Source organism: Salinivibrio sp. EAGSL (genome assembly GCF_013366455.1).
Lineage (GTDB): Bacteria > Pseudomonadota > Gammaproteobacteria > Enterobacterales > Vibrionaceae > Salinivibrio > Salinivibrio costicola.
This window is the reverse complement of record NZ_JABWMG010000003.1, coordinates 140,226-167,059: the sequence shown is the minus strand read 5'-3', so window position 1 is coordinate 167,059 and position 26,834 is coordinate 140,226. Positions and strand designations below refer to the sequence as shown.

At 48.9% G+C, this 26,834-nt stretch carries 21 protein-coding genes and 3 pseudogenes; 10 read left to right on the top strand and 14 right to left on the bottom strand.

All coding sequences use genetic code 11. The features are described 5' to 3' along the window. The first annotated feature begins 2 nt into the window (after positions 1–2). The 4 genes from HLG76_RS03195 to HLG76_RS03180 are packed head-to-tail and all read left to right on the top strand — an operon-like array spanning position 3 to position 3,645. Positions 3–965 carry an ABC transporter permease subunit gene (locus HLG76_RS03195; protein WP_021022383.1) on the top strand — a complete coding sequence of 321 codons (963 nt, stop codon included), beginning with the start codon at positions 3–5 and terminating at the stop codon, positions 963–965. Continuing rightward, on the top strand, positions 952–1,839 hold the full coding sequence (gene sapC / locus HLG76_RS03190) for a putrescine export ABC transporter permease SapC (RefSeq protein WP_021022384.1): 888 nt from the start codon (positions 952–954) through the stop codon (positions 1,837–1,839). Before HLG76_RS03195 ends, sapC begins: the two co-directional genes overlap by 14 nt. Continuing rightward, entirely contained in the window at positions 1,839–2,846 is a 1,008-nt protein-coding gene (locus HLG76_RS03185) for an oligopeptide/dipeptide ABC transporter ATP-binding protein (RefSeq protein ID WP_021022385.1), read from the top strand. The genes sapC and HLG76_RS03185 overlap by 1 nt, the downstream gene beginning before the upstream one ends. Next, positions 2,830–3,645, top strand: a complete 816-nt coding sequence (locus HLG76_RS03180; protein ID WP_175993042.1) for an ATP-binding cassette domain-containing protein — start codon at positions 2,830–2,832, stop codon at positions 3,643–3,645. Before HLG76_RS03185 ends, HLG76_RS03180 begins: the two co-directional genes overlap by 17 nt. Before the next feature lie 144 nt (positions 3,646–3,789). On the opposite strand, the gene pyrF is transcribed toward HLG76_RS03180, so the two are convergent. From pyrF to gyrA, 9 genes and pseudogenes are all read right to left on the bottom strand, one after another. Continuing rightward, positions 3,790–4,488, bottom strand: coding sequence for an orotidine-5'-phosphate decarboxylase (pyrF, locus tag HLG76_RS03175; RefSeq protein ID WP_175993041.1), 699 nt, complete (start codon positions 4,486–4,488; stop codon positions 3,790–3,792). A gap of 87 nt (positions 4,489–4,575) precedes the next feature. Then, positions 4,576–5,745, bottom strand: a complete 1,170-nt coding sequence (gene lapB, locus HLG76_RS03170) for a lipopolysaccharide assembly protein LapB (RefSeq protein ID WP_021022388.1) — start codon at positions 5,743–5,745, stop codon at positions 4,576–4,578. 3 nt (positions 5,746–5,748) lie between these two features. Further along, a complete protein-coding gene (locus HLG76_RS03165; protein ID WP_021022389.1) occupies positions 5,749–6,036 on the bottom strand; it encodes a LapA family protein in 288 nt (95 codons plus the stop codon). 299 nt (positions 6,037–6,335) lie between these two features. Next, on the bottom strand, positions 6,336–6,620 hold the full coding sequence (gene ihfB, locus HLG76_RS03160) for an integration host factor subunit beta (protein ID WP_021022390.1): 285 nt from the start codon (positions 6,618–6,620) through the stop codon (positions 6,336–6,338). Between the two features lie 72 nt (positions 6,621–6,692). Further along, entirely contained in the window at positions 6,693–8,363 is a 1,671-nt protein-coding gene (gene rpsA / locus HLG76_RS03155; protein ID WP_021022391.1) for a 30S ribosomal protein S1, read from the bottom strand. Positions 8,364–8,466: 103 nt separating this feature from the next. Then, entirely contained in the window at positions 8,467–9,150 is a 684-nt protein-coding gene (cmk, locus tag HLG76_RS03150; protein WP_077460208.1) for a (d)CMP kinase, read from the bottom strand. Positions 9,151–9,372: 222 nt separating this feature from the next. Then, a pseudogene (gene aroA / locus HLG76_RS03145) lies at positions 9,373–10,655 on the bottom strand (3-phosphoshikimate 1-carboxyvinyltransferase). A 158-nt stretch (positions 10,656–10,813) separates the two neighbouring features. After that, positions 10,814–11,896 carry a 3-phosphoserine/phosphohydroxythreonine transaminase gene (serC, locus tag HLG76_RS03140; protein ID WP_175993040.1) on the bottom strand — a complete coding sequence of 361 codons (1,083 nt, stop codon included), beginning with the start codon at positions 11,894–11,896 and terminating at the stop codon, positions 10,814–10,816. Positions 11,897–12,160: 264 nt separating this feature from the next. After that, positions 12,161–14,838: pseudogene (gyrA, locus tag HLG76_RS03135) on the bottom strand (DNA topoisomerase (ATP-hydrolyzing) subunit A). Between the two features lie 310 nt (positions 14,839–15,148). On the opposite strand from gyrA, the gene ubiG reads away from it, so the two are divergent. The 5 genes and pseudogenes from ubiG to yfaE all read left to right on the top strand — a co-directional run bounded on the left by ubiG (position 15,149) and on the right by yfaE (position 20,698). Next, complete coding sequence (gene ubiG, locus HLG76_RS03130) at positions 15,149–15,859, top strand: bifunctional 2-polyprenyl-6-hydroxyphenol methylase/3-demethylubiquinol 3-O-methyltransferase UbiG (RefSeq protein ID WP_021022396.1); 711 nt, start codon at positions 15,149–15,151, stop codon at positions 15,857–15,859. 25 nt (positions 15,860–15,884) lie between these two features. Next, on the top strand, positions 15,885–16,541 hold the full coding sequence (gph, locus tag HLG76_RS03125) for a phosphoglycolate phosphatase (RefSeq protein WP_077460204.1): 657 nt from the start codon (positions 15,885–15,887) through the stop codon (positions 16,539–16,541). A 395-nt stretch (positions 16,542–16,936) separates the two neighbouring features. Continuing rightward, positions 16,937–19,224: pseudogene (nrdA, locus tag HLG76_RS03120) on the top strand (class 1a ribonucleoside-diphosphate reductase subunit alpha). Between the two features lie 53 nt (positions 19,225–19,277). Further along, complete coding sequence (gene nrdB, locus HLG76_RS03115) at positions 19,278–20,411, top strand: class Ia ribonucleoside-diphosphate reductase subunit beta (protein WP_021022399.1); 1,134 nt, start codon at positions 19,278–19,280, stop codon at positions 20,409–20,411. Then, positions 20,408–20,698 (top strand): class I ribonucleotide reductase maintenance protein YfaE, encoded by a 291-nt coding sequence (yfaE, locus tag HLG76_RS03110; protein ID WP_021022400.1) that lies wholly within the window; start codon positions 20,408–20,410, stop codon positions 20,696–20,698. The genes nrdB and yfaE overlap by 4 nt, the downstream gene beginning before the upstream one ends. Before the next feature lie 47 nt (positions 20,699–20,745). On the opposite strand, the gene HLG76_RS03105 is transcribed toward yfaE, so the two are convergent. Further along, positions 20,746–21,999, bottom strand: coding sequence for a CinA family nicotinamide mononucleotide deamidase-related protein (locus HLG76_RS03105; protein WP_236719548.1), 1,254 nt, complete (start codon positions 21,997–21,999; stop codon positions 20,746–20,748). 225 nt (positions 22,000–22,224) lie between these two features. On the opposite strand from HLG76_RS03105, the gene tyrP reads away from it, so the two are divergent. After that, positions 22,225–23,397, top strand: coding sequence for a tyrosine transporter TyrP (gene tyrP / locus HLG76_RS03100; protein WP_021022402.1), 1,173 nt, complete (start codon positions 22,225–22,227; stop codon positions 23,395–23,397). Between the two features lie 62 nt (positions 23,398–23,459). Here tyrP and HLG76_RS03095 read toward each other — a convergent pair whose 3' ends face one another. The 4 genes from HLG76_RS03095 to cysB all read right to left on the bottom strand — a co-directional run bounded on the left by HLG76_RS03095 (position 23,460) and on the right by cysB (position 26,597). Further along, positions 23,460–24,038: a sulfite exporter TauE/SafE family protein gene (locus HLG76_RS03095; RefSeq protein ID WP_368656337.1), complete on the bottom strand. Its 579-nt coding sequence runs from the start codon at positions 24,036–24,038 to the stop codon at positions 23,460–23,462. Beyond that, the gene (locus tag HLG76_RS15145) at positions 24,026–24,184 is read right to left on the bottom strand and encodes a hypothetical protein (protein WP_368656336.1); all 159 of its coding nucleotides are present in this window, start codon (positions 24,182–24,184) and stop codon (positions 24,026–24,028) included. Before HLG76_RS15145 ends, HLG76_RS03095 begins: the two co-directional genes overlap by 13 nt. Before the next feature lie 124 nt (positions 24,185–24,308). After that, complete coding sequence (locus tag HLG76_RS03090; protein ID WP_175993039.1) at positions 24,309–25,550, bottom strand: methyltransferase; 1,242 nt, start codon at positions 25,548–25,550, stop codon at positions 24,309–24,311. A 72-nt stretch (positions 25,551–25,622) separates the two neighbouring features. Continuing rightward, entirely contained in the window at positions 25,623–26,597 is a 975-nt protein-coding gene (gene cysB, locus HLG76_RS03085) for an HTH-type transcriptional regulator CysB (RefSeq protein WP_021022404.1), read from the bottom strand. Positions 26,598–26,834: the final 237 nt, after the last annotated feature.

The window sequence follows — 26,834 nt, the reverse complement described above, 5'->3', positions numbered from 1 at the left end:
CCATGCTGATTTATACCTTACGACGCTTCAACTTATTTTTGATCACCTTGGTGATCCTCACCTTGGTCGCTTATAACATCATTTTATTGTCGCCTGATTCAGGATGGCACCAATATGACTATTGGTTAGGGTGGGTTTATTATCTACGCCAACTCATTGATGGAAACCTAGGGCTTGCGGCTAACGGGGAGCCAGTAGTCAATATTCTTGCCCATGTCGCACCGGCGACTTTAGAGCTCTGTATTTCAGCGCTGGTCATTAGCGTGATGGTCGGCGTACCGCTCGGCACGCTTGCAGGGCTGCGTAGTCAAGGCCCCACTGATAAAGTGATTTCATCCCTCGCTGTCGTGGTATTTTCGATTCCGACATTCTGGTTAGCCATCTTACTGATTATGGTGTTCTCACTCGACTTACAATGGTTCCCCGTATCAGGCCGCTACAACCTTTTGTATGAGATTCCGCATATTTCTGGGTTTGCGTTAGTCGATTTATGGCTCTCGGATTTACCGCTCCAGGGAAAAGTCGCGACCGATATTATGCGTCATCTTGCTCTCCCGACACTGACGCTTGCCGTGGTTCCGACAACTGAAATTATTAAGATGGTCAGAAACTCAATGGCCTATGTGATGAGTCAGAATTACATTAAAGCCGCGGCCACTAAAGGGCTATCGAAAACCGAGATTGTGCTTCGGCATGGAATGAAAAACGCGATTCCGCCTATTATTCCCAATTTTGGATTATTGGTTTCCACCATGGTGACCTTTGTGATTATTGTCGAATCTGTATTTAACTGGCCAGGCATTGGGCGTTGGTTACTCGATGCGCTCCTTGTCAAAGACTATACCTCTGTACAGGCGGGCGTGCTCGCGATTGGTGGATTTGTCTTATTGATTAATATTGTCTCCGATGTGCTAGGGGCGTTTATGAATCCGCTGGTAAGGAAGAAATGGTATGCCCTCAAATAGTGTCTACGTTGAACAGCATATTCCCACTCAGTTTGAGCGGACTTGGACTGCCTTTCGCCGCAATAAGTTAGCTGTGATTGGGTTTTGGTGTCTAGCCGGGCTTCTCTTAGTGACCCTCTTTGCACCCTTGCTCGCCCCTTGGAGCCCGCAACATCAAACGGGTCAGCTTTTGATGCCACCCTCTTGGGTGCAGTCTGGGCAGATTGAGTTTTTTCTCGGCACCGATGATTTGAGCCGCGACATGCTATCGCGCTTAATTGCCGGCTCTCGCTTGACCTTTGGATTGGCGCTGATAACGGCATTAACCGCGTCGTTGGTCGGCATCGCTATTGGTGTGCTGGCAGGCATGACCAAGGGCCTGAAGTCCAGTGTGTTAAACCACATTCTTGACAGCATTCTTTCCATCCCTTCGCTGCTATTGGCGATCATTGTGGTCGCCTTTCTCGGTGTCGGTGAAACCCAGATATTGCTCGCGATTTGGTTGTCACTGATCCCTCGAATTATTCGTGCGGTGTATACCGCGGTCCACGATGAAATAGAGAAAGATTACATCATCGCCGCACGCTTGGATGGCGCGAATAATATCTATCTGTTACACCATTCTATTTTGCCGAATATTGTCACCGTATTGAGTACTGAAGTAACCCGTGCAATCTCGGTCGCGATCTTGGATGTTGCCGCGCTGGGTTTTCTGGGATTAGGGGCTCAACCCCCAGCCCCCGAATGGGGCGCTATGCTCGGTGATTCCATTGAGCTTATTTTTACCGCTCCCTGGACAGTGACTCTGCCCGGCATAGCCATTGCGTTTAGCGTGTTGGTTGTTAACCTTGTCGGTGAGGGCGTCAGCCAAGCCATCAACGCAGGAACTGAATAATGCCGTTATTAGATATTCGACACCTAACCATCGAAATTGAAACGCCTCAAGGGATGGTGAAAGCGGTTGATAGAATGAGCCTGACCATTAATGACGGTGAAATTCGTGGCCTGGTAGGAGAATCGGGCTCAGGCAAAAGCTTGGTCGCTAAGGCCATTTGCGGTGTGACCAAAGATCAATGGCATGTCAGCGCCGACCGTTTGAGGCTGGGCAATATTGATTTACTGGAGCTACCAGCCAGAGAGCGTCGCCACGTAGTGGGTAAAGATATTGCGATGATCTTTCAAGAGCCATCGACCTGTCTTGACCCCTCTGAAGTGGTGGGCCATCAGCTTGAAGAAGCGATTCCTCCCGCGTCGTTTTCTGGCAGTTGGTGGCAGCGTTTAAACTGGCGTAAACAGCATTCCATCGCCCTACTCCATAAGGTTGGGATAAAAGATCATCGGCGGGTGATGGACAGCTATCCTTACGAGCTCACCGATGGCGAATGTCAAAAGGTGATGATTGCAATGGCGATCGCTAACCGCCCTCGATTATTAATTGCCGATGAACCAACCAATGATTTGGATCCCATCACGCAAGCACAAATTTTCCGACTGCTCAGCCGCACCAATCAGCTGTCGAACACGACCATTTTGTTGATTAGTCATGATCTGACTTTGGTTACGCGTTGGGCGGATAGAATTACCGTGATGTATTGTGGCCAGTCTGTGGAGTCGGGAAACCGAGAACAAATACTCACCACGCCCCATCATCCATATACAGACGCATTATTACGGACCATGCCGGATTTTAGCCGCGAGATCCCGCATAAAAGCAAACTAGAAACTCTGCCTGGCTCAATACCGCCATTACAACATTTACCTATTGGTTGCCGACTTGGCCCGCGCTGCCCTTATGCGCAGCGTAAATGCGTAGAAGTACCGCGAACCGAGAAAGTGAAAAACCATAAATTTGCCTGTCATTTCCCGCTCAACATGGAGAACAAGCATGGCCGCTCTTCTTGAAATTGATGGGCTATCGAAAGACTATCATCACCGGTCTGGTTGGCTAAAAAAGCGCGTCACCCATGCGGTGAAGCCGGTGTCCTTTTCATTGGATGTCGGCGAGACAATTGCATTTGTCGGGGAAAATGGCTCAGGTAAGTCAACCTTAGCACGAATGATTGCTGGCGTGATTGAACCGACCGCGGGACAAATCCGCGTTAATGGCGATCCGCTCCGCTATAAAGATTATCAAACACGCTGCAAGCTCATACGGATGATCTTTCAAGACCCGAATACCTCGCTGAACCCACGCAACCAAATTGGACAAATATTGGAAGGGCCTTTGCGTCGAAATACCAATATGACACCCCAAGAGCGTGGGAAACGGATTAAAGACACCTTATTACGGGTCGGGCTAATCCCGGAGCACGCTTATTTTTATCCGCAAATGCTTGCTACCGGTCAAAAGCAACGTGTTTCGCTTGCAAGGGCGTTAATTTTGCAACCCAGTGTGATTGTTGCCGATGAGGCATTAAATGGCTTGGATATGTCAATGCGATCGCAGATCATCAACCTGCTGCTCGAGCTACAAGAAGAAATGGGGTTATCTTATGTCTATGTGTCGCAACACATGGGCGTGATTAAACATGTGACGGATAAGTTGATGGTGATGCAAAAAGGCGAAGTGGTTGAATCGGGCGATACCGCCTCACTGTTTGCTAACCCACAGCATAGCCTCACCCAAAGGCTTATCGATAGCCACTTTACCGCTCCGGTATTAGACAGGCGCTCTCGCAAATCCTCAGGTGCACGATCGTAATACAGGCATGAGCGGCCGGCTCTGCCCGCCGCTCATGCTTTCCTTGCTTGATGCTTCTCTGTTAATGCTTTCTCTTTGAATGCTTTCTCTGTTGGTGCTTTATCTGTTAGTGCCTTCTCTAGTAAGACTTAGATAGCTGGCACATCAAGTGCGTAGGGATTGATTAATCGTATGTAACACAGCGGCTGGATCGGCAGCTTGGGTGACAGGTCGACCAATGACAAGGTAATTCGAACCTGCATTTACCGCTTCTTCTGGCGTCATAATTCGGCGCTGATCGCCTGCGGCACTGCCAGCCGGACGGATCCCTGGAGTCACCAACTTAAAGGTGTCACCACACTGCGCTTTAAGCAAACTGGCTTCTTGTGCTGAACACACCACACCATCCAAACCCGACTGTTGCGTCAGCTTGGCAAGATGCTGCACCTGCGCTTGTGGTGAGCGTTGTACCCCAATTTGGCGTAAATCCGCATCCGTCATGCTGGTCAACACGGTGACACCGATAAGCAATGGGCGGTTGCCTCCATATGGTTCAAGCGCCTCGCGTGCTGCACTCATCATGCGCTCGCCTCCTGATGCATGCACATTGACCATCCACACGCCTAGCTCTGCCGCAGCCGCTACAGCACGGGCACAGGTATTGGGAATATCATGAAACTTGAGGTCGAGAAAGACGTCGTGTCCGCCTGCATGAAGCTGTTTGACAAGCACTGGGCCAAACAAGGTAAACATTTCCTTGCCCACTTTTAAACGGCATGAACCTGGCTCGATTTTATCCGCAAAGGATAACGCTTGGTTCATATCTGCATAATCAAGTGCCACGATGACTTTTGGGTCGTGCATGTTGTTTCCTCGTTCCTCGTTGAATGCTTATAAACGGCATAATGCCGCACTAACCGATAAAAAAACGGCGATGCCTAAGCATCGCCATTACTCCCCATCAAGCCCTCGAATTGGCTTGATAGCGCCCCAGCTTTTGCAAGATGGGCATTGCCAATAAAGCGCATGCGTGGAAAAACCACATTTACGACATCGGTAATGAGGCTTCACTTTCATTTGTTCAGCGACCAAGCCTTTTAAGGTGTTCAAGCTTGCTTTTGCTCGCCCTTCCTCGGCTTGCTCAACATGGTATTCCATTAACTTATAAAAGCCGCGCATGGTCGGATTACGCGTAAGTTGGCGCGTAAGAAAACTCTGCGCCATGGCGATATTCTCGTTGCTGCCAATCACTTCAGAGAGCATTAGCTCGGCGCTGACGCCTGCATTCTTTTCAATACATTCTTTTAAAAAACGCACCAACTGCATCTCTCGTCCCAAGGCGCGATAGCTTTCTGCAAGCAAAGGTAGCGCTTCACTGACAAAATCAGCATCCTGCTCTAAGATGTTCTCGAGCTGTTTGAGCGCCCCTTTGTAATCTTCATGCTGAATGTCGAGTCTTGCCAATTTTAAGCTCGCTCGGACACAGCTTTTATCGTAAGACAAAGCACGACGTAACAATTGCCGTGCCTTGTGCTCATCACCCTCAGCGAGTTGCTGCATCGCAAGCTCACAGTGGAAATGTGCGATATCTTTACGCAGCTTATGTTTGCCCATTTTGACCAGCTTCGCTGCGGTATCGATTGCTTGCTCCCATTCTCGCGTTTGTTGCGAAATGGCAAGTAATTGCTGCAGGGCAAATTCGCGATAATCGGGCTCATCAACCAGCTCTGCAAAGATTTTCTCGGCGCGATCAAAAAAGCCGGCAACCATATAATCTTTAGCCAGCTGCTGCATCGCGAGGTTGCGCTGATCTAAGGTGAGATTGGGCCGAGCGATTAGGTTTTGATGAATTCGGATTGCCCGGTCGACTTCACCCCGAGAGCGAAAAAGGTTGCCCAACGCCAGGTGAGTATCAATGGTTTCGTTATCGACCTGCAAAAGCTCGATAAATAAGTCGACCGCTTTATCTGATTGCTCAGACAGCAGCAAATTGAGCCCCGCCACATATTGGCGAGACAAATGATGGGACTGTTCTTGCCGTCGATGACGAGCATTCCTGTTACCCATGTACCAGCCGTAACCGGCGGCAATCGGGAGTAACAGAAACAACAGCTCTAGCATGAATTATTGTTCCTTAAGCGGGTCCGTACGCAACTTATCAAGTTCTTTGCGTTGCTTTTCCACCTGTTTACGTAGTCCTCGAGCCGTCATTCGGGCTTTGAGATATAGTGCGCCGCAAACGAGCCAGCCAATGCCAAACCCGATGACAAAGACAATACCCAAGATGACGGATAAACGAAACTCACCCTGAGCGATTAAATAGTTAAAATTGACCACAGCTTGGTTTTGCGCTCCTAGCGCCAAGGCGATCAAAAAGCATAATACCAGAAACAGAATGCCGAGTATTTTCACAAGTATTCCCTCATTGCGAAAGGCCGAATGCCCGATCAGTGATGGTAGATAGACAAAGTGCGAGGCACCTGCCATTGTGAACATTGACGCTTGATTTCAATACCAAACGTCGTCGTTACCCTTCCCCTAGCTTACGCTTTATTCAGGCTAAGGTTAATCCGAATAACAACGTGTCGTCGTAGGTATAAGATCTTACACAGGAGGTATGATTATGCAGGAAATTCGTCACGCAAGCTATGATCAGCGGACATAAAAAAACGGCATACTTGCAGCATGCCGTTTTTTTCAGCGTCTATCGATTAACCATAAATGTTAACGCGATCACGAAGCTCCTTACCAGGTTTAAAGTGAGGGACGTACTTGCCGTCTAACTCGACCTTTTCGCCTGTTTTAGGATTACGCCCCACACGAGGCGCGCGATAATGTAGTGAGAAACTACCAAAACCACGGATTTCGATACGATCACCGCTTTCTAGTGTGCTTGCCATATGCTCAAGGATTTCCTTGATGGCATCCTCTACCTGCTTCGCAGATAGATGGGTTTGTTGACTACAGAGTCTTTCAATCAACTCAGATTTGGTCATAAACACCCCGCTTTAGTATGTTTCTCAACAGTATAAGTGCAGAGGGGGAAAATTTCCCCCTCAACGTATACATTATTCGCTTTTCGCTGCTTTAAACGCGTCAGCCATAGCGTTGCCGATAGAACCTTCTTCGGTTTTGTTCAGGCTCGCTACTGCTTCTTGCTCGTCAGCTTCGTCTTTCAGACGGACAGACAGGTTAAGAACGCGGTTCTTACGGTCAACACCGGTGAACTTCGCTTCAACACTGTCGCCAACTGAAAGCACTTGCGTCGCGTCTTCAACACGGTCACGCGATGCTTCAGAAGCACGCAGATAACCTTCAACACCTTCTGCTAGCTCAACCGTTGCGCCTTTCGCGTCAACAGCAGTTACCGTACCATTAACGATAGCACCTTTTTTGTTGGCTGCCAGGTAGTTGTTGAATGGGTCTTCTTCCATCTGCTTGATGCCGAGTGAGATGCGCTCACGCTCTGCGTCAACCTGAAGAACCACTGCTGAGATCTCGTCGCCTTTCTTGTATTCGCGAACGGCTTCTTCGCCTGTTGCGTTCCAAGAAATGTCAGACAAGTGAACCAGACCGTCGATGCCGCCGTCTAGACCGATGAAGATACCGAAGTCAGTGATTGACTTGATCTTACCAGTAACACGGTCGCCTTTGTTCTGAGTTTCAGCGAATTGCTGCCATGGGTTGGCTTTACACTGTTTCAGACCTAGGCTGATACGACGACGCTCTTCGTCGATGTCCAGAACCATAACTTCAACTTCGTCACCCACGTTAACCACTTTAGATGGGTGGATGTTTTTGTTGGTCCAGTCCATTTCAGACACGTGTACCAGACCTTCAACGCCTTCTTCGATTTCAACGAAGCAGCCGTAGTCAGTTAGGTTAGTTACACGACCAGTCAGCTTGTGACCTTCTGGGTAACGGTTAGCAATGGCTACCCATGGATCTTCACCCAGTTGTTTCAGACCAAGTGATACACGAGTACGCTCACGATCAAACTTCAGAACTTTAACGTTGATTTCGTCACCAACATTAACGATTTCTGATGGGTGCTTAACGCGCTTCCACGCCATATCAGTGATGTGAAGCAGGCCATCAACGCCGCCCAGATCAACGAACGCACCGTAGTCAGTCAGGTTCTTAACGATACCTTTAACTTCCATGCCTTCTTGCAGAGAAGCTAGCAGCTCGTCACGCTCAACGCTGTTTTCTGACTCGATAACCGCACGACGAGAAACAACAACGTTGTTGCGCTTCTGGTCAAGCTTGATTACTTTGAACTCGAGCTCTTTGCCTTCCAGGTGAGAAGTGTCACGTACTGGACGAACGTCAACCAGTGAACCCGGTAGGAACGCACGGATGCCGTTCAGTTCTACGGTGAAACCACCTTTCACTTTACCGTTAATAACACCGTTAACGGTTTCAGCTTCTTCGTACGCTTTTTCTAGCTGGATCCAAGCTTCGTGACGCTTAGCTTTCTCACGAGAAAGCTGAGTTTCACCGAAACCATCTTCCACTGCGTCCAGGGCTACATCGACTTCACCGCCTACTTCAATTTCAAGTTCGCCAGCAGCGTTCTTGAATTGGTCAGCCGGAATGGACGATTCAGATTTCAGGCCTGCGTCAACCAGAACGAAACCGTTCTCGATAGCAACAACAGTACCCTTAACAATAGAACCTGGGCGAGTTTCGATTTCTTTTAGAGACTCTTCAAAGAGTTGAGCAAAAGATTCAGTCATTATATTTAAAATCTTCAATTTGATAAACGTCCACGGGTATCCTACCGCATGGGGTTGTAAAATATGTCAGCTATCATCCTTGCAGCTAACGGTTATAGACTGCTTATGCAGCCGATAATTTGCTTTCAATAAACGCTAACGCCTGCTCGATCACCTCGTCAATCGATAACGAGGTAGAATCTAGCTCTAAGGCGTCAGACGCAGGACGCAATGGTGCCACCGCTCGGTTGCGATCGCGATCATCACGCTCTTGAATTTCACTTAAAAGTTGCTCAAAGGTAACATTAACCCCTTTACCTTGCAACTGGTGCTGACGGCGACGCGCGCGTTCTTCTGCACTGGCATCCAAAAAGATTTTAGCCGCCGCTTTCGGGAACACTACCGTTCCCATATCACGTCCGTCAGCAATCAACCCCGGCTCACCAACAAAGGCGCGCTGGCGGCGTAATAATGCTTCACGAACCCGGGGTAACGCAGCCACTTTTGAGGCTTGGTTGCCTACCTGCTCGGTCCGCAAGGTCCCGGACACATCTTCGCCTTCCAGGATCACTTTCACCAAGTCTCCTTCGGCCAAAAACTGCACGTCTAAGTTGGCGGCCAGTGGCACCAGTGCTTCTTCAGATTCGGTATCAACGTCATGATGAATCGCTGCGAGAGCCAGTACCCGATAGATAGCTCCTGAGTCGAGCAGGTGCCAACCGAGCTTTTCAGCCAGTCGCATACATAGGGTTCCTTTTCCTGCACCGCTTGGTCCATCTACTGTAATGACAGGCGCCTGTATCGGCATAAATCTCTCCACGTTGGTCTCGATCGCTCAACGCGCCCGTTTTGTCGCATCAGGCTTGTTAGTCACATGATGCTTGTTAGTCGCATCAGGCTTTTGCTTGCATCACGCTTTAACGAAAACGGGCGGTTGTATAATTCGGTGCACATTATAGAAGAAATGGACAAGGAAATCATTGCTGCTGACTCAATATCAGCAGCAATAAAAAACCCTCACGCTTTATCATCAGTCAGCGCTGATTGCCGCTAGCTTGTCGAAGTAATCAGGAAAGGTTTTTGAGGTGCAACCCGGGTCATTGATGGTAACGGGCGTATCACTGAGTGCCACCAGCGAAAAACACATCGCCATGCGATGATCGTCATACGTGTCGATTGCCGCATGCTTAAGTTGCTTAGGTGGCTCAACATACAGATAATCGTCACCTTCTTCGACCACGGCGCCGAGTTTTTTCAACTCCGTTGCCATGGCATAAAGTCGATCGGTTTCTTTGACTCGCCAATTATACACGTTACGAATGCGCGTCGGTCCGTTTGCGAATAACGCAGCGACACCAATGGTCATCGCGGCATCGGGAATATGGTTAAAATCCATATCCACGCCTTGTAGCGTATTGCGGCGCGCTAACACGTAATCGTCGCCCCACTCTATATCCGCGCCCATTGCGGCTAGCGCATCGGCAAACTGGATATCACCTTGTACACTTTTCCGTCCAATGCCTGTGACCTTAACTTCACCGCCTTTGATTGCCGCGGCGCAAGAAAATAAGAGGCAGACGATGCATCGCCTTCAACCATAAAATGCCCAGGCGAGCAATAGTGCTGACCAGCCGGCACGACAAAGCGCTGATAGTTGTCGTTTTGCACCTCGACGCCAAATTGCGCCATGATAGCAAGGGTAATATCAATGTAAGGCTTAGAGACCAAATCGCCTTTGATAGTAATACGCGTTTCTTGGCGCGCAAACGGAGCAGCCATCAGCAGCGCGGTCAGAAATTGGCTGGAGATACTGCCATCGATGTTGACATCACCGCCAGCTAACCCTGTACCTTTGATGCGCAATGGCGGGTAACCTTCGGCCTCGAGATAACGGACATCAGCGCCGATCGCATTGAGCGCGTCGACCAAGTGACCAATCGGGCGTTCTTTCATTCTTGGTTCGCCAGTCAAGGTCACCTCGCCTTTACCCAGGCACAGTGCCGCAGTTAAAGGCCGCATCGCTGTGCCGGCATTGCCCAAAAATAGCTCAAGCGGGGTGTCGACCTGAAAAGCTTGTCCCAGCCCTTCTACCACACATTCGGTGCGATCCGAAGACAGTTGATACGACACACCTAACGCGGTAAATGCATTAAGCATATGCCGAATGTCATCACTATCGAGTAGGTTGGTCAATCGTGTGGTGCCTGACGCTAACGCGGCAAGCAGCAAGGCGCGATTAGACACGCTTTTCGAGCCAGGTAGGTGAATTTGACCATTAACATGAGAGATGGGGGAAAGTGTCAGTTGCTCCATTCTGGTTTATATCCGTGATGCTTAGTGTCCCCAGAGTAACCAAAATACAAGCGGTCTCACAATTATTATTTTTATCAAAGTGTCGAGAAGGGAAATAAAAAGACCGCTTTCACGACAAAAGCGGTCTTTTTCGATAAATCTTACCTGGACACAGTGAATCAGCCGTGCGTTTTCTCAAACTCATGCATAAAGTCCACGAGGGTTTGCACCCCTTCTAGTGGCATCGCGTTATAAATAGACGCTCGCATCCCACCCACGTCACGGTGGCCTTTGAGTGCATGTAGGCCTTGCGCTGTCGCTTCCGCGAGGAAGGTTTCATCCAGCTCACTATTGGCCAGTTGAAACGGCACATTCATCAATGATCGGTTGTCAGGATGAATCTGGTTCCGGTACAAGCTTGACTGGTCTATGGCATCGTATAGCAACGCCGCTTTTTGTTGGTTACGCGCGTACACCGCTTCAATACCACCTTGTTGTTTTAACCACTTAAACACTTCAGCCGCAAGATACCAGCCAAAGGTCGGTGGTGTGTTAAACATGGAGTCTTTATCGGCCAATACTTTGTAATTGAGCACACTTGGCAATACATCTTTTGCCAAGCCCAGTAAGTCATCACGCACGATGACCAGTGTGAGTCCAGCAGGGCCAATATTCTTCTGTGCACCCGCATAAATAACACCATATCGAGACACGTCGATCGGACGTGATAAAATGGTCGATGACATGTCGGCGACAATCGGCTTATGGGTGTCGGGCAGATCGTTAATTTCAATGCCATCAATGGTTTCATTCGGGCAAAAATGCACATACGCAGCGTCACTACTGAGCAACCAATCTTTGGCTGGCGAGATAGCTCGCTTACCGTCACGCTCGCGTCGAACGTTAATCACATTCGGTGTGCAATAGCGCTTTGCTTCTTTGACGGCACTCTCGGCCCAATAACCGCCATCAACGTAATCAGCAATGGTATGGTTGCCCATGAGGTTCATGGGTACTGCGGCAAATTGCGCACGTGCGCCACCTTGGCAAAATAGAATGTGATAATTCTCTGGAATAACCAGCAGTTCTCGCAGATCTTGCTCAGACTGGCGAGCTAAAGATAAAAATGCCTCACTGCGATGCGAAACTTCCATTACTGACGTGCCAAGGCCTTGCCAGTTCATGAATTCTTTTTGGGCTTTAAGCATGACCTCACGCGGCAGCATCGCCGGGCCAGCTGAGAAGTTATAGACGTTATCCATGTTGGGGAGGGGCTCCTGCTTTTTGTCATCTCCCGCGTCCGTTGGACGGCAAGAATACTCGTTGTTTTAAAAAGACGTTTTAAGCCGTTCGTTTTAAAAGGCGTGTGATTGATTTAACACGTTTCACGCACATTTTGAAAGCACCAAGACACATTCCACCCTGATTTCTTGGCACGCCTGGATATTTTTAGCGCTACCCAATCAATAGGCAATAAAAAAGGGCGCAGTTCACTGCACCCTTTTTAATCTTACACCGAGTCACGATTAGGTGTTTGAATCCTCATCCGACGCTGGCGCGTCGTCTTGATCATCATTCACCGTAGGTGAAACATCCTCATCCGACGTGTCGACACCCTCTGATTTATGGGTCGCAGCAGCTTCATTCGCCAGCGCTTCCATTTCTTCTTCATCAGGCTCTTCAATACGCTGTAGGCCAACCACTTTCTCGTCATCGCTGACGCGGATCAGACGAACACCTTGGGTATTTCGACCCACTTGGCTCACTTCTTCGGCGCGAGTACGTACTAGTGTGCCCGCATTGGTGATCATCATCAGCTCGTCGCCTTCACACACCTGAATGGCACTCACGACATCACCGTTACGCTCGGAGACTTTGATCGATACCACCCCTTTGGTTGCACGACTCTTGGTCGGATATTCATCCAAAGCGGTACGTTTACCAAAGCCATTTTCGGTGACGGTTAGGATCTCAGCGCCGGCTTGCGGGATAATCAGCGAGACAACTTGGTCATTCTCGGCCAATCGAATACCTCGCACCCCTGCAGCGGTACGACCCATTGCACGCACGGTGTCATTTGAAGCGACAAACCGCACGACTTTACCGAATTGCGAGAACAACATGACTTCGCTGCTATCGTCGGTGAGCTGCGCGCCAATCAGGCTATCGTTGTCACGTAAGTTCACCGCAATAATACCGGCGCTACGTGGACGACTAAAGTCAGTCAACGGCGTTTTCTTCACCGTGCCGTGTGCGGTTGCCATAAAGACATACTTGTCTTCCTCGTACTCACGCACCGGTAGAATAGCGGTAATTCGCTCACCGTCTTCAAGCGGGAGTAAGTTAACAATCGGCTTACCACGGGCATTACGTGACGCATGCGGCAATTGATAAACTTTCAGCCAGTACATGCGGCCACGGGTGGAGAAGCATAAGATGGTGTCGTGGGTGTTTGCCACCAATAGACGCTCGATGAAGTCTTCATCTTTCATACGCGTCGCCGATTTGCCTTTACCACCACGACGTTGCGCGTCATAGTCACTCAACGCTTGGTACTTGACGTACCCGTCGTGTGACCACGTCACTACCACATCTTCTTGGTTGATCAGATCTTCGATATCAATGTCGGCACTTGCCGCAGTGATCTCAGTTAGACGTTTATCACCATAGCTATCACGCACCGCTTCCAGCTCTTCACGGATGACCTCCATCAAGCGCTCAGTGCTCGCTAAGATGTGTAATAGCTCCGCGATTTGCTCTAGAAGCCCTTTGTACTCGTCTAAGATCTTTTCGTGCTCAAGCCCAGTAAGCTTGTGCAAACGCAGATCCAAGATCGCTTGCGCTTGTTGCTCAGTGAGATAATAAGACCCATCGTTGCGGGCACCAAATTCTGCCGCAAGCCACTCTGGACGGGCATTTTCGCCCCCAACCGCTTCAAGCATTGCCGATACGCCACCGAGTTTCCAACCTTGGTCTTGTAACTCTTGCTTGGCAACAGCAGGTGTTGGTGCTTGACGAATCAGTTCAATCACTTCATCGATGTTAGCAAGCGCGACCGCGAGCCCTTCCAGGATATGGGCACGATCGCGTGCTTTACGTAATTCGTAAACCGTTCGACGTGTAACCACTTCGCGGCGGTGATTGACAAAGCATTTCAACATTTCTTTCAAATTGAAAAGCTTCGGCTGGTTGTTGTCCAGCGCCACCATGTTGATACCGAACGATGTCTGCAATTGCGTTTGCGCGTAAAGGTTGTTTAGAACCACTTCCGCAACCGCATCGCGGCGACATTCGATGACAATCCGCATGCCGTCTTTATCCGACTCATCACGCAGTGCAGAAATACCATCGATTTTTTTGTCTTTTACCAACTCGGCGATTTTTTCAATCAAACGCGCTTTGTTGACTTGGTAAGGGATCTCGTTAACAACGATGGTCTCTTTACCATTTTTTCTGTTTCGATATCCGCTTTGGCACGTAAGTAAACTTTACCACGGCCCGTTTTGTAAGCGTCTTCAATCCCTTTACGGCCATTGATCATTGCCGCGGTTGGAAAGTCAGGGCCTGGGATGTAGTCCATCAACTCGTCGATGGTAATATCTTCGTTATCGATGTAAGCCAGACAACCATTAACCACTTCGGTTAAGTTGTGAGGTGGGATGTTGGTTGCCATCCCGACCGCAATGCCTGACCCACCGTTGACGAGCAGGTTAGGTACGCGTGTTGGCAACACATCCGGGATTTGTTCGGTGCCATCGTAGTTTGGCACATAATCCACGGTTTCTTTATCAAGATCGGCGAGCAGTTCATGGGCAATTTTTGCCATGCGCACTTCGGTGTAACGCATCGCCGCCGCAGAATCGCCGTCAATAGAACCGAAGTTACCTTGACCATCTACCAACCTGTAGCGTAGCGAGAATGACTGCGCCATTCGCACAATGGTGTCGTAAACCGCACTATCACCGTGTGGGTGATACTTACCGATCACATCACCGACCACACGGGCCGATTTCTTATATGGCTTGTTCCAGTCGTTGCCTAGTACGTTCATCGCGAATAATACGCGGCGGTGTACTGGCTTTAGGCCATCACGCACGTCAGGAAGAGCTCGGCCAACAATGACGGACATTGCATAGTCGAGGTATGAGCTTTTCAGCTCCTCTTCGATATTGACTGGCGTGATCTCTTTAGCAAGATCGCTCATGGAGCCAACATCCCTCAAAATAATGTTTGCGTATTCAAATACGTGACTACGGAGAATAACACAAAGCCTTCTACGAGACACGTGAATATGGCCAAGATGTATCACGGATCTCGTTAGTAGACGCTCTGAATGCGTCTATACGGATAAAAACCCACCACTTCCGTATCTGGCTATGCATTTTTAAGAATATAAGCCCACAAGGTGTCTGAGCGCGCTGGCCTGATGTATCACGTCGCGCTGATAGATAGGCTTCTTTTTATCGTGTTGGATTTCGCTATAATGCAGCAAAACCGATAAGGAAGCTGTAGTTATGACTCAGGTATCAAATGTCGATCCGGCAGAAATTCAAAAGTTTGAAGACATGGCATCACGTTGGTGGGATTTAGAGGGTGAGTTTAAGCCTCTACACCAAATCAATCCTCTGCGTCTTGACTATGTGATGGCCAAAGCCGGTGGACTATTTGGTAAGAAGGTGCTCGATGTCGGCTGCGGTGGCGGGATCCTTGCAGAAAGCATGGCGCAAGAAGGCGCCGACGTCACCGGCTTAGATATGGGTAAAGAGCCACTCACCGTTGCCCGACTCCACGCGCTTGAAGCGGGCGTCGATGTTCAATACATCCAATCAACAGCCGAAGAACACGCCAGTAGCTTTGTCCAGCAATACGATGTAGTGACATGTATGGAGATGCTAGAGCATGTCCCTGAGCCCGCCTCTGTCATTCACGCCTGTGCCCAAATGGTTAAACCGGGTGGCCATGTCTTTTTCTCAACCTTAAATCGCAATACAAAATCCTGGCTATTTGCGATTGTCGGTGCCGAGCACATTCTGAAGTTAGTCCCGAAAGGCACCCACGAGCATCATAAATTTATTCGGCCCTCAGAGCTGATGACAATGATTGATAACACCTCGCTTAATGCCCAAGATATGACTGGGTTGCACTATAATCCGTTTTTCGACACCTATAAGCTGTCGAATACCAATGTCGATGTGAATTATCTCGTTCATACTCAGGCCCCCTAACCGACTGAAAAGGAAGCAAGCTGGCATGACTCCGTCGACCATCCTCTTTGATCTTGATGGCACCCTGCTCGATACTGCGCCCGATATGGGTGAAGCTGCGAATCGTGTTTTAGCCGAATTTGACCTGCCGCCTTTGACCGCGGAGCAAATATACACCCACACCAGTTTTGGGGCGCGAGGGCTGCTCACGGCCGGATTTGGCGAGCAAGCAAAACATCAAGATCCTATCGCCTTACGTGCGCGCTTTCTTTATCATTATGGCCAAGCGATTTGCCAAGGGACGCAGGTGTATCCAGGTATTGATGCACTGCTGGATAAGTTGGCGCATTTAGCGATGCGTTGGGGCATTGTGACCAATAAGCCTGAAGGGCTCACTCATCAGTTACTCGACCACTTTCCGCGTCTGCAAGCGGCACAAGTGATTGTGGGTGCCGATACTTATGCGCACGCTAAGCCGCATCCATTACCTCTTTTAGAAGCGGCCAAAACGCTTGATTGTGCGCCAGAGTGCTGCTTCTACGTCGGAGATATCGAAAATGATACTCGGGCGGCTCATGCAGCGAATATGAAGTCGATTGTTGCTGGCTGGGGATATGTGGGTGATCCGGCGCTAATTAGCAATTGGGAAGCAGATCATATTTTTACCACACCAACACAGCTTAGCGCCTTTCTTGGATCCTAGTCACACCCCACATTTTGTGGGGTTTGCTGGCTTTTCAATCAGTTAAAACCGATCACTGATCATGACTAAGATCAACCAAAATAAATTTTTTTTATTGCTAATTTTTGCCTTTCAGTGATTGAAATTTTCATTAATCTTGGCGGCCTTGAGCCAGTAGGTTGGTAGTTACTAACTTTAAGGATAACATCCCCAAGATATCCACACCCTAAGGCCGTCAGATTGGCTTGCAAAAGTGCGCCTATATCACTATCTTGTAACCGACTTACACGCCGACCCCTATATATAGTGTATGAACGACGCAACGTCCGCATAGAGGCCGACCAAAAAATCATCAGCATTTTATAAGAACTTGCAAAAAGAGCAGTTTGGCAAGGAAATATTGGGAAAGCATACAAATGAACCAAGAAATTACCGTATTAAAGCGTGATGGACGCAAAGAAAACTTAAACCTCGACAAAATCCATCGCGTTGTGACTTGGGCTGCCGAAGGCCTCTCAAACGTTTCCGTTTCTCTGGTTGAGATGCGCTCTCACATCCAGTTTTACGATGGCATGCGCACTGAAGATATCCACGAGACAATCATCAAAGCCGCTGCCGACCTTATCTCTGAAGAAAGCCCGGATTATCAATATCTCGCGGCGCGTTTGGCTGTCTTCCATTTACGTAAAAAGCCTATGGCCAATTCGAGCCACCTAAGCTGGTTGATCATGTAAAAGGCATGGTTGAGAAAGGCAAATACGATAAACACATTTTGGAAGACTACAGCCTCGAAGAGCTCGAGACCCTGGATGGCTATCTCGATCACTGGCGTGATATGAACTTCTCGTATGCGGCCGTCAAACAGCTGGAAGGTAAATACCTGGTACAAAACCGAGTCACCGGTGAGATTTACGAGAGCGCGCAGTTCTTGTACATGATGGTCGCTGCCTGTTTGTTTGCCTCTTATCCCAAAGAAACGCGTCTTGACTATATTCGCCGCTTCTACAATGCCGCGTCGCAGTTTAAAATTTCGCTGCCAACGCCGATTATGTCAGGCGTACGGACACCAACACGCCAGTTTAGCTCTTGCGTGCTGATTGAGTGTGACGACAGCTTGGATTCAATCAATGCGACGTCCAGTGCCATTGTTCGCTACGTGTCACAGCGCGCAGGGATTGGCATTAACGCAGGCCGCATTCGTGCACTGGGTAGCCCTATTCGTGGCGGTGAAGCTTTCCACACCGGCTGTATCCCTTTTTATAAGTATTTCCAAACCGCGGTGAAATGTTGCTCACAAGGTGGCGTACGTGGTGGTGCAGCGACTTTGTTCTACCCGATGTGGCACCGTGAAGTTGAATCGCTGCTGGTATTGAAAAATAACCGAGGCGTCGAAGAGAACCGTGTCCGCCATATGGACTACGGGGTACAAATTAACAAGCTGATGTACACCCGTTTGCTTAAAGGTGGCAACATTTCGTTGTTCTCACCATCAGATGTGCCAGGGCTCTATGATGCATTCTTTGAAAACCAAGAAGAATTTGAGCGTCTGTATACCCAGTACGAAGCAGATGAATCAATCCAGCGTGAAACCGTTAAAGCCGTGGATTTGTTCTCACTGATGATGCAAGAGCGTGCGTCAACAGGTCGTATTTACATTCAAAATGTGGACCATTGCAATACGCATAGCCCGTTTGATCCATCTGTTGCGCCGATTCGTCAGTCGAACCTGTGTCTGGAGATTGCCCTCCCCACTAAGCCACTGAATAATGTTGAAGACGAGAACGGTGAAATTGCACTGTGTACCCTCTCGGCCTTTAACCTGGGTGCGCTTGAATCACTCGATGAGTTGGGTGAGCTAGCTGAATTGACCATTCGTGCACTGGATGCGTTGTTGGATTACCAAGACTATCCATTGCCCGCCGCACGTAAAGCGACCATGAACCGTCGTACGCTCGGTGTGGGTGTCATTAACTTCGCATACCACCTGGCTAAACATGGCGTGCGTTATTCGGATGGCAGTGCGAATGGCCTCACGCATCGTACCTTTGAAGCCATCCAATACCACTTATTGCGTGCATCGGTAGAGCTGGCGAAAGAGAAAGGCGCATGTCCAGCCTTTAATGAAACCACCTATGCACAGGGCATTCTCCCTATTGATACGTATAAAAAAGATTTAGACGCGATTTGCGACGAACCGCTTCATCTGGATTGGGAAACCCTACGTAAGGATATTCAAACCCATGGTTTGCGTAACTCGACCCTGACAGCGCTGATGCCGTCTGAGACGTCTTCGCAAATCTCAAATGCCACCAATGGCATTGAGCCACCGCGTGGTTTTGTCTCGGTCAAAGCATCAAAAGATGGCATCTTGAAGCAGGTGGTACCGGAGTATGATAAATATAAAAATAACTACGAACTGCTCTGGAACATTGGTAGCAATGAGGGTTACTTACAGTTAGTGGGTATCATGCAAAAATTCGTTGACCAAGCGATTTCTGCCAACACCAATTATGATCCGAGCCGACATGCAAGCGGTAAAGTTCCTATGAACCAACTGCTTAAAGATCTGCTCACAGCTTATAAATTAGGGGTAAAAACCCTGTATTATCACAACACCCGTGATGGCGCGACAGACGGTCAATCCGACTCAAGCGCGGCACAAGCTGCCGATGATGATTGTGCCGGCGGCGCATGTAAGATCTAACACAATATGCGAAGGGCCCCACCCGGGCCCTTTTCTAGAGGTTAATAAGATTCATGGCTTACAGTACGTTTTCTAAAATTAACAACGATCCGCTTAAAGAACCGATGTTCTTGGGCCAATCGGTCAACGTTGCCCGTTATGACCAGCAAAAATATGAGATTTTTGAAAAGCTGATCGAAAAGCAGCTGTCTTTCTTTTGGCGCCCAGAAGAAGTCGATGTATCAAGCGACCGTATTGACTACAACAAGCTACCTGAACATGAAAAACATATTTTCATCAGTAACTTGAAGTATCAAACATTATTGGATTCTATCCAAGGTCGTAGCCCAAATGTGGCACTGCTTCCATTGGTGTCCATTCCGGAGCTAGAGACCTGGATTGAAACGTGGAGTTTCTCAGAAACCATTCATTCGCGCTCTTACACGCATATCATTCGTAATATTGTCGCTGATCCAGCGGTTGTCTTTGACGACATTGTGATGAATGAACACATTCAAAAGCGCGCCGAAGATATTGCGCAGTATTACGACGATCTTATTCAACTAAGCAACTACTATCATCAGCTTGGTGAAGGCACACATACCATTAACGGTCATACCGTCACCGTGAGCTTGCGTGCCCTAAAACGTCAGTTGTATTTGTGTTTAATGTCAGTGAATGCACTTGAAGCGATTCGCTTCTACGTCAGCTTTGCCTGTTCGTTTGCGTTTGCCGAGCGCGAATTAATGGAAGGTAACGCCAAGATCATTAAATTTATCGCGCGTGACGAAGCGCTGCACCTGACCGGCACGCAACATATGCTCAATATTCTGCGTAGCGGTCAGGACGATCCTGAAATGGCTGAGATCGCAAAAGAATGCGAGCAAGAATGCTTTGACCTGTTTAAAAAAGCCGCCGAGCAAGAGAAGGATTGGGCCGAGTATCTATTCCGTGATGGCTCCATGATTGGGTTGAACAAAGACATCTTGTGTCAATACGTGGAATACATTACCAACCTGCGTATGTCCGCTGTTGGCCTCGCCCCCGCGTACGACGATGCAACCCAAAACCCCATTCCTTGGATTAATGCATGGTTGTCATCGGATAACGTGCAAGTTGCCCCACAAGAAGCGGAGATTAGCTCCTACTTGGTGGGACAGATTGACAATGAAGTCAGCGTTGAAGACTTCGGTGATTTTGAACTATGACCCGTATCACTATCGACGTGAATGGCGTGGAGGTGGGTGGCAACACCCACCAAAACTTGCTTGAACAGCTCGAAAATGCTGGCATTCAGCCTGAATATCAGTGCCGAAGTGGTCTGTGTGGTGCGTGTCGCTGTAAACTTAATCAAGGTTCGGTCACTCAACACGATGCCATGGCTTTCGTGATGCCCGGGGAAATCCTTGCCTGCCAAAGTGCCCCACAAACTAACGTCTCAATTGTCTTTGACTACCAACCGGCATGCATTAAAAAACAAGTGAACGAGGCGTGACCGACAGTCACCGCCTCGTGGCGTGTTCTTCTTTTCTGTAACCTTCTCTACGCCAGCGTCTGTGCATCGATAAAAATGTCGTCGTGGCGAGTTAAGGATGCATAATCCGCAATAACGGCTTCACCACTAAGATAACGCCGTAGCATGTCTAATAAGACCGTCGCCATATAACAACGTGCATCGTCATTTGAAAGGTGTCGCTTAAAACTAAGCCGCTGCCCCCATTCACCTTCTGGGGTAGAAATCGCCACACATATCTGGCCGTGAAGCTCAGGCCCGCAGGCAAGTCCGATTTGACGCTGTCCTGGCGACGTCGTCGCACTTGCCATCGCTAATGACGCGGCTAAGGGATTAGCGACCGCTTGCTCTGGCACATGCGCATTCGACATTACCCAACCCTGCTCAACCAGATGTGCCGCCTGACCGTTTAAAGTGCTCGCCAGCCAACCACCAGTGAATTGTTCCGCAACTTTTAACACCACACCGTGATGATTGATATCCGCAGCTAATGCCGCCGTCATCGGCTCAGAAAAGGACACGACATAGTCCGCAAGACGATGCCGTAACGCGTCCAGAACCGCATCTTTTTCAACATGATCCGCCTCGATGAACAACTTAACTTCAATAAACGGCAAGCTGGAGCGATATCCGAGTGTTGCACTATTGGGAAGCACTAACGATGCCATCACATCGCTTATCCCCGACTCTGACAGCCCAAATGTAAATAAACGGTAACACGATCGCGCTTTAGCTGGGTAATTATGTAACAACTCAGGAAGAATTTGCTGTTCAACCATTGAGAAAAACTCAGAAGGCACTCCGGGCGTAAAGTAAAAGTGACATCCGTTGAGCTCACAGTGAAAGCCACAAGCAGTGCCTTTGGGGTTATCAATTAACCTTGCGCCTTCTGGCAGCATCGCCTGCTTGAGGTTACTTTGGGCCATCGGCCGGCCTCGACGCTCAAACCGCTGTTTTAACTCGTCTAACCACGCTTCATTGAGGGTTAACTCTACCCCCATCGCAGCAGCCATGGCCGCCGTGGTTAAATCATCCGTGGTCGGTCCTAATCCGCCATTTACGATCACGACCTCTTCCGTTTGTGACAGGCGTACAAGCTCAATCGCCATATCATCAAGTTCATCGCCGATAGTCACACGACGAGACATCGCCAGCCCGTTTTCAAATAATACTCTTGAAAGCCAAGCGGCGTTGGTATCGGTAATATCACCCAGCAATACCTCTTCACCTGTCGAGAGCATTGCGATCCGTGGCAATGGGGTTTCATGTTGTTGTTTGTCCACCTTGCCGCTCCTTGTTGTCGCGATCATCCGACCTTGATTATGACATTAGACGGCACAATGCACTACCCCACCCTCACCGTACACTTTATTTTACAACACCGTACCTGTAACATTACACAAAGCCGTTTTTTTATCTGTCTAGACGATGCACAATACGAATAAATTCAGGTTATCTTTTGTGCGAACACAATAATTAACTATTTATTAACATTGGTTAAACATAATATGAATAAAGTACTCGGAAGTTCGCTCATTATTGCGGGCACAACCATTGGCGCCGGTATGCTGGCGTTGCCTCTTGCCTCTGCCGGCATCGGGTTTGGCGCATCGATGGCACTCATGGGTGCGATGTGGGCCTTAATGACCTATACCGCCTTACTGATGTTAGAAGTGCATCAGTTCGCAGAGGCCGACGCGACATTGCACAGTTTAGCGAAACAGTTTTTGGGGAATAAAGGAAAATGGCTGGCGTCGTTTGCGATGCTCTTTTTATTCTACTCACTTTGTGCCGCATATATTGCAGGTGGGGGCAGCCAATTAAATGAAAAGCTGGCGCAATGGTCGGCCATTGAGCTACCACCTGCGGCAGGCGCCGTTTTATTTACGCTGGTTTTCGGTCTTGTGGTGACATTGGGCACCAGTAAAGTGGATTTAATTAACCGCGGGTTATTCACCATTAAGTTATTATTCTTAATCTTGGCCTTAACCCTACTGACGCCTCATGTCTCTAGCATTAACTTAGTCGAAATGCCCGTTGAACGAGGTTTGCTGGTTGCCGCGTTACCGGTCATTTTCACGTCTTTTGGCTTCCACGGCAGTATTCCTTCTATTGTGCGATACGTCGGGATCGACTTACCCTCGCTAAGAAAGGTCATGATTGTTGGCTCAACCCTTCCGTTGGCCTTGTATATCTTTTGGCAAGTAGCCAGCCTCGGTACGGTGGCACAGTCTACCTTGGTACAAAACGGTGAACTGTCCCAATTTGTGGCAATTATCCAATCAGTGGTTCAACAAGACTATATCGCTTCAAGCATCTCACTGTTCGCCGATTTAGCACTAGCTACGTCTTTTCTCGGCGTCAGTTTAGGCTTGTTTGACTTTATCTCCGACAGCTTTAACCGCCAAGATAGCGTGCGCGGGCGCTTACAAACAGCGGCTATTACCTACCTCCCACCGTTGGTCTTTGCGCTGTATTATCCGCAGGGTTTTATCACAGCGTTAGGATACGCTGCGATCGCACTCGTCATTCTTGCCGTGGTACTCCCGGTTTTGATGGTGCGTAAGGCACGCCAGACGGTCTCAACTGACGAGCACTATCAAGTCATTGGCGGTAATCTTGGATTGAGCCTGGCAATGGTCGGCGGTATCACGGTTGTCGCGGCGCAATTTATCGGATAACACACCGAGGCCGACCTTGATTCACACCATCGGTCGCACCCCACGCTAATGGGGTGCGACCTTTAAGCACCGATAAGTCCGCGCGCCAATGTACTTATCCCCGCCAATGTACAGAGTATTAGCATCGCTCGGCGAACAAATTGCGGTTTAACACGTGGCGCAATACGGTAAGCCAACCAGGTCGCCAGCAATACGGCAGGAACGGCAAATGCCGCTTGTTTGACATGCCACCAGGTTAGATAATCGGTCGCGCTCAAGGCGATTAAAGACAAAATGCAGCTCACAACAAAGTAGCCTGCCAAACAGGCGCGCATTTTATTCACCTCTGCATGCTGTAACACAAGCGCCATCGGTGGACCACCGATACTGGTCGTTGTTCCCATGACTCCCGACGTAAACCCAGCGATAAAAAAGTTACGCCGGTTGGGGGCAATATTAAAGCGCATCACACTGGCAAACACAGCGAGCAAGACGGCAGCACCTATAATAATTTCAAGCATTTGTGTTGTGACTACCAACATGATCCCGCCCGCAACCGCGGTGCCTGGCACTCGGCCGAAGTACGCCCAACTCAAATCACGAAAAGACAACTGATGACGATATTGCCAAGCGTTAATACTGGCTAATGTCAGCCCCACCATGAAATTGTCGTTGGTACCAATTTCGGATCAATCATCAATAAAAGCGGCGCCGCTACGATCGCCATTCCAAAGCCAATCAAACTCTGCACAAAGCACCCTAACCCTAAGATCAGAGCCACCGCAATCGACACACCAATATCTGGCATAATAAAGTTTCTTCACATTAAACTATTTACCGCCAGTGTACCCATTTTCAGTCGCGGCAGCGAGTACCATCCGGCTTTGGCGCGCTAGATATTGTCAACTAGGCGTAACACGTTATGCACGTGCTTAATTGTTATTACGTCGTTTCTTTTTTATGTGAATATGGTCGCCATGAGTACGCTCTGCATGAATAAGGAGGTTTCTTGGCGTGAGTTCGCGTTCACAAAACTGGGTTAGCGTGACACGGTATCCATGTTGTTGAAGATATAAAACACGATCAAGCACTAGCCACAGCTCCATGGCGCGCCGAAATGCACTTTTAATTAGATTGATTTTCTCCAGCACGAGAAACCTTGCTTCGCCTCGAGCCAAGTAGTGAGTCTGATCAAAGTCGCCGGGGAATGTGAGCCCTTTTTGCGCGGCCCCCCAGCGGCAAAAGGCAGCGAACCCTTGGGTAAGCTGTGACTTTTTGAGTGCGGGTAGCGGTAAATAGTGATCAGATTGTTGATAGTCACGTTGCCATTCATCAAAGCCCAACCGATAAGTGACCTCCTGCTCGCGTTGACGGCGCACCCGCTGCCCGCCAGTGACGGACTCTTGAACCGCGAGCTTTAAATCTGCTTTTGAAAGCGTCAGGGCGGCTTCCTGCGCCTGTGCGGATAAAGGTTGATACCTATCTCCGCGAATTAAATGATAACAACAAGGTGAAACCGTTAGTGCACGCATACCCGTTGCGACCGCCTTTTGAAGAAGCTTTACGTGTAAGTCGCCACACGCGTGCAACGCCAGCCCGTGCTCACAACCGGCAATGACGACTGTTGCCGCCTCACTCATTGCATCTAACGAGTAAAACTGCATCGGGAGCGCCTTTTGATCCGCGAAAGTTTGTCCCTGTTCGCACAGTTCCGATTGCCATTCTACGCTTTCTACTGGTTTACCTGTGATCGCCGCGACACCGCGTCCTAAGTATCCTTTTCCAGCGCACCACTCTAAATAACACGCCGTCTTTGTTTGCGGCATCGCGCCTAAATACGCCTGTATTTGCGCCCATTTGCGTCCCGGCACACCAACATTCAAGCGCGAATCAATTTCAATATCAGTATATTGCGCCATCGGTACTGAGACTAACGCAGGTAACTGGTTTAACGCTGGCCACCAGGTCGCGAGTTTTTTTATCACAGCGTCTGGATCCGCGTTTAACGCCGCGAGCTGCGTATTATCCAACGTGGCGAGCCATTGGCAAAGCGGCCCGTCGTCTTGCCACGGAAGCTGAGTATGCGCCATCGGCATCGGTCGCCACAGATTTTGGTGCTGTATCAACAGATTGGTTAACTGATTAAATTGGTCGCTGAACGATAAAGATGACATGATTAGCATGAAGGTATTGATGAGTGCGTGATCAAAAAAGGCTGCCTCAGCAGCCTCGTCGTTTTAAACAGTTTATCGAACCGGAAGCGGAATGTCCTTGAACATAGCATCAATTTCTTCATTGGTACGCAGTGCAACCGCTTGGTCAATCACATTTCGGGTCAAATGCGGCGCAAAACGCTCAATAAAGTCATACATATAACTACGAAGAAAGGTTCCTTTACGGAAGCCTATCTTGGTGGTGCTCGCACCGAAAATATGACTCGCATCGATGGCAACCAAATCTGCATCAGCATGACTATCCATGGCCATGCTCGCGATCACGCCCACACCTAGGCCTAACTTCACATAGGTTTTAATCACATCCGCATCCGTTGCTGTGAATACAATTTTCGGTGTGCGGTTAGCGCGATGGAAGGCTTCATCCAGCTCAGATCGCCCTGTAAACCCAAACACATACGTTACGAGCGGATAGGCCGCGAGATCCTCAATACTGAGATCCGTTTTTTGTGCTAAAGGATGATCGGGCGTGACAATGATCGAGCGGTTCCAGTGATAACAAGGCAGCATCACCAAATCTTCGTAGAGATGAAATGCTTCGGTTGCAATGGCAAAGTCAGACGTCCCCTTTGCCACTGAACTGGATATTTGCGTCGGTGTCCCCTGGTGCATATGCAAGGAAACTTTCGGGTACCGCTTGGTAAAGGCTTTGATCACGTCGGGTAATGCATAACGCGCTTGCGTATGGGTGGTCGATATATTGAGGTTCCCCATTTCAGGATGAGTATGCTCACTAGCGACCGCTTTGATGCTTTCTACTCGTGATAAAATGCTTTGTGAGATCTCGACAATCGCCTCACCGGCTGGTGTTACTTGCGTTAAATGCTTACCACTTCGTTCGAATATTTGTACGCCTAGCTCATCTTCCAACAGCCTGACTTGTTTGCTAATCCCAGGTTGAGAGGTATACAAACTTTCCGCCGTCGCAGATACGTTAAGGTTGTGGTTAACGACTTCAACGATATATCTAAGCTGTTGTAATTTCATAGTGCAGACGCGTCAGCCTCGTGGGTTAAGTGGCAGCATGGTTTTATATCACTCATTTATATACCCAAATTCGACTATTTAATAGGCTTTGGTTATATAAACGTTAGCGATTGCACATTCACTAAGCAATTTACCCTGTCATTCTAACCGACTCGATCGCAAATAGTATTTTATTGCAACAACTTTATCGCAGATCGCGAGATCATGGGCCACACTCATAAAGGCGCATTCGACGAG

Excerpts from the sequence above, each read along its gene's own strand:
- HLG76_RS03195 (WP_021022383.1), top strand. The coding sequence starts at position 3 with ATGCTGATTTATACCTTACGACGCTTCAACTTATTTTTGATCACCTTG.
- sapC (WP_021022384.1), top strand. The coding sequence starts at position 952 with ATGCCCTCAAATAGTGTCTACGTTGAACAGCATATTCCCACTCAGTTT.
- HLG76_RS03185 (WP_021022385.1), top strand. The coding sequence starts at position 1,839 with ATGCCGTTATTAGATATTCGACACCTAACCATCGAAATTGAAACGCCT.
- HLG76_RS03180 (WP_175993042.1), top strand. The coding sequence starts at position 2,830 with ATGGCCGCTCTTCTTGAAATTGATGGGCTATCGAAAGACTATCATCAC.
- pyrF (WP_175993041.1), bottom strand. The coding sequence starts at position 4,488 with ATGCACGACCCAAAAGTCATCGTGGCACTTGATTATGCAGATATGAAC.
- lapB (WP_021022388.1), bottom strand. The coding sequence starts at position 5,745 with ATGCTAGAGCTGTTGTTTCTGTTACTCCCGATTGCCGCCGGTTACGGC.
- ihfB (WP_021022390.1), bottom strand. The coding sequence starts at position 6,620 with ATGACCAAATCTGAGTTGATTGAAAGACTCTGTAGTCAACAAACCCAT.
- rpsA (WP_021022391.1), bottom strand. The coding sequence starts at position 8,363 with ATGACTGAATCTTTTGCTCAACTCTTTGAAGAGTCTCTAAAAGAAATC.
- cmk (WP_077460208.1), bottom strand. The coding sequence starts at position 9,150 with ATGCCGATACAGGCGCCTGTCATTACAGTAGATGGACCAAGCGGTGCA.
- serC (WP_175993040.1), bottom strand. The coding sequence starts at position 11,896 with ATGGATAACGTCTATAACTTCTCAGCTGGCCCGGCGATGCTGCCGCGT.
- ubiG (WP_021022396.1), top strand. The coding sequence starts at position 15,149 with ATGACTCAGGTATCAAATGTCGATCCGGCAGAAATTCAAAAGTTTGAA.
- gph (WP_077460204.1), top strand. The coding sequence starts at position 15,885 with ATGACTCCGTCGACCATCCTCTTTGATCTTGATGGCACCCTGCTCGAT.
- nrdB (WP_021022399.1), top strand. The coding sequence starts at position 19,278 with ATGGCTTACAGTACGTTTTCTAAAATTAACAACGATCCGCTTAAAGAA.
- yfaE (WP_021022400.1), top strand. The coding sequence starts at position 20,408 with ATGACCCGTATCACTATCGACGTGAATGGCGTGGAGGTGGGTGGCAAC.
- tyrP (WP_021022402.1), top strand. The coding sequence starts at position 22,225 with ATGAATAAAGTACTCGGAAGTTCGCTCATTATTGCGGGCACAACCATT.
- HLG76_RS03095 (WP_368656337.1), bottom strand. The coding sequence starts at position 24,038 with ATGGTGGGGCTGACATTAGCCAGTATTAACGCTTGGCAATATCGTCAT.
- HLG76_RS15145 (WP_368656336.1), bottom strand. The coding sequence starts at position 24,184 with ATGCCAGATATTGGTGTGTCGATTGCGGTGGCTCTGATCTTAGGGTTA.
- HLG76_RS03090 (WP_175993039.1), bottom strand. The coding sequence starts at position 25,550 with ATGTCATCTTTATCGTTCAGCGACCAATTTAATCAGTTAACCAATCTG.
- cysB (WP_021022404.1), bottom strand. The coding sequence starts at position 26,597 with ATGAAATTACAACAGCTTAGATATATCGTTGAAGTCGTTAACCACAAC.